2 protein-coding genes are annotated in these 2,056 nt (G+C 55.4%); both read left to right on the top strand.

Annotated features, from left to right (window positions below; translation table 11 throughout):
• Positions 1-1,065: TolC family protein (locus ACSSNI_RS22570; RefSeq protein WP_448260326.1), on the top strand; the 1,065-nt coding region annotated here is incomplete at its 5' end.
• Between the two features lie 8 nt (positions 1,066-1,073).
• Positions 1,074-2,056, top strand: a 983-nt coding sequence (locus tag ACSSNI_RS22565; RefSeq protein WP_448260324.1) for an efflux RND transporter periplasmic adaptor subunit, incomplete at its 3' end; no start/stop codon positions are given.

Below are 2,056 nucleotides of genomic sequence, written 5' to 3'. Positions count from 1 at the left end.
GGAGCACGTCCGAATCCAATATTGTCCGCTAGCCAGGAGGGAATCCGGGGCGATGCCCCGGAGACCACGCTTGAACTGAGCCAAGAAATAGAGCTGGGTGGTAAACGTTCGGCTCGTATTGAGGCGGCGCAACGAGCCTTGGACGTAGCAGCTGCTGACCTACAGGACGCCCAAGCTCGACTGAGGGGGGCAGTGATGGGCGCGTACTACGATGTGCTTACTGCTCAAGAACGGCTGGACCTCGCTCAGGCTGCTTCAAAGCTTGCGAAGCAAGCAGTGAACGTGGCCAATCGACGTGTGAGGGCCGGCATGGTTTCTCCCGTAGAGGAAACCCGGGCGCGGGTTGCGGCTACTGGAGTGCAAGTAGAGCTTGCCCAGGCCACAGCTGAACTCGAAGCTGCGCGCACTCGGCTGGCGGCCAACTGGGGAAATCCACAGCCACGCTTTGAGCGAGTAAAAGAGCCGGCAGAGGCAGTGCCTCCTCTTCCCGAGCTAGCTGAGCTTTATAGCCGTTTGAACGATTCCGCCCAACTAACCCGCGCGCGTCGGGAGGCTGAAAGACGTCGGGCTGCGTTAAAGCTGGAAAGGACGAATCGCTTTTCTAACGTGACGGTTAGCGTAGGTGCCCAACGCTCAGATGAATATAACGGCACGCTGGGATTGGTGAGTATCTCGATGCCCCTGCCGTTGTTTGATCGAAACCAAGGCAACATCGGAGCAGCGCAGGAACGGGCCTACCAGGCGCAGGACGAGCTCAACGCCGTCCATATACGCCTGAAAAGCGAACTTTCCCAAGCGCACATGCGGCTGCGCACTGCTCGCCAGCAGTTTGAACTGTTGCGCAACGATATGCTCCCCAGTGCCCAAAGCGCTTATGAAGCTGCCAGCAAGGGGTTCGAACTTGGAAAATTCACGTTCCTTGACGTACTGGATGCTCAACGCACGCTTTTCCAAGCCCGATCTCAGTACCTGTCTGCGCTATCACAAGCTAACCAGGCGGCGGCAGAAATCTCGCGAATTGTCGGAGATGGGTCGGCCGTTATCACCTCGGCCACTCAGCCATAGGAATCCATATGAAAAGTAAATCGAATACATCTTCCTTGGCTGGTCACAAGAAGCAGATTTTTTGGATCGTCGTCATATTAAGCGTGGCACTTATGCTTGGCGGATTGCTTCTTCGCAGTAGTCCAGCTGTGCCCGATGCGGGCGACGCACATAGCGAGCATGGTGACGAATCGGAGCATGAGGATGAAGGGCATTCGGATGAGGATGCAGAAGCCGAAGGAGATCATGGCCATGATGAAGGAGGCGCCGATAGCGATCACGAGGTCGGTGCGGCAGAGAAAGATGAGCATGAAGATGAGCCCGAGGGAGCGGAGCATACTGAAACAGCAGAGGTAGAACTCTCAGAGACACAAATCCTAGCCGCCGGCATCTCACTGGCAACTGCTCAGCCCGCAAAGATAAAAAGCGCAATTGAGCTGCCTGGCGAAATTACATTCAACCAAGACCGCACAGCGCAAGTTGTGCCTCGTCTCTCAGGTGTCGTTGAAGCGGTCAAAGTCGATTTGGGCGAACAGGTGAAACAGGGGCAAGTACTTGCTGTGATCGCGAGTACAGACCTGTCGGAACGTAGAAGCGAGTTCTACGCGGCGCAAAAACGTCTTGCATTGGCTCAAAAAACCTATCGACGCGAAAAGGAGCTATGGGAAGAGCGTATTTCTGCGGAACAGGATTATTTACAGGCACAACAGGCTTTACGGGAAGCAGAGCTGACTGTTGCGAATGCAAACGCACAGCTACAAGCGCTTGGCAGTGATGCTGGCAAGCCAGACGCATTGAGCCGCTACGAACTCAGGGCGCCGTTCGATGGGATGATCGTTGAGAAGGACATCACGCTCGGTGAGTCAGTCAATACCGATGACCAGATATTCATCATTTCCGATCTCTCCACCGTGTGGGCAGATATCAGCGTTCCTGCCAATGCACTCAGCGCGGTACGAGTAGGCAGCAATGCCGTTATCGAGGCCACAGCATTCGAGTCCAGTGCCAATGG

It is taken from the genome of Stutzerimonas tianxiuensis (assembly GCF_053470365.1).
This window is presented reverse-complemented; position numbering and strand designations above follow the sequence as displayed.